Raw genomic sequence first — 868 nt, forward strand, 5'->3', positions numbered from 1 at the left:
GCGGCCGCCGGCGGGGCGGCAGCCCCTTAGAGGAGAAGGGAAAAATACTGATTTTGAATAAAAACAATAAGTTAGGCGGATGTAATAGGAAGCAGGGCTTCCGGACAACCGGAAGCAGCTTGCTTCCGCTCACTTCCTATAATAGGAAAAAAAAATCCTTGCATAGGACTGTCGACTCGGAATAGAATTTCCACCAATAGGAAGCTGACGTCCGATTGTCCGGATGCAGTGTTTCCGGTTTGAGGGGATGCCCATGCAGCAGATCACGGTAGCGACGGACGCTCAACGGCGTATTCGCCAGCGCGAGCTGGCCATGCTGGACGAGAAAGAGGCTCAGGAGCGCGAGGAAGCGCGGAAGAACAAGGGGTTCACACAGGTGTATTCGAGGGGTTGGAGGCGCGTACGGGAGCTTGCTACGGGCAATTCAGGCGCTGCCGGTCTGTACGCCCTCTTTGCCGAGCACATCGACCCGACTTGTGGCGCGGTGATCTGCGATCAGCAGTTTTTGGCCGATCACATGAAGGTGACTACCAGGACTATCCGGTCTTGGCTCGCCTACCTGGAAGAAAACCGGGCGCTTGTCCGCATCCCTGTCGCTGGCCGAGTTTGCGCCTACGCGCTGGACCCTCACGAGGTCTGGAAGGGCTACGACAACGCCAAGGAATACGCGGCCTTCGTGACCAAAACCTTGGTCAACAAGGACGGCGATATCCGCCGCCGGATCATGTCGATGTTCAGCCCGGAAGAGCGGCCAAACGACGACCGCGACCCGAAAACGCTGGACATGTTTGAAGGCACTCCCCACAATGAGCAACGAAACGAAGGAGAAAATCTTTATGAAAAAAACGTTCGCTCTTGCTGCCATGAT

1 protein-coding gene is annotated in these 868 nt (G+C 56.0%); it reads left to right on the forward strand.

The genetic code is table 11. The annotated features are described in order from the left end of the window. Window positions 1-253 precede the first annotated feature (253 nt). On the forward strand, window positions 254-868 hold a 615-nt coding region (locus NRB20_RS37375; protein WP_227834246.1), incomplete at its 3' end, for a hypothetical protein.

The sequence above is a fragment of the Nocardia macrotermitis genome, assembly GCF_009604405.1.
Lineage (GTDB): Bacteria > Actinomycetota > Actinomycetes > Mycobacteriales > Mycobacteriaceae > Nocardia > Nocardia macrotermitis.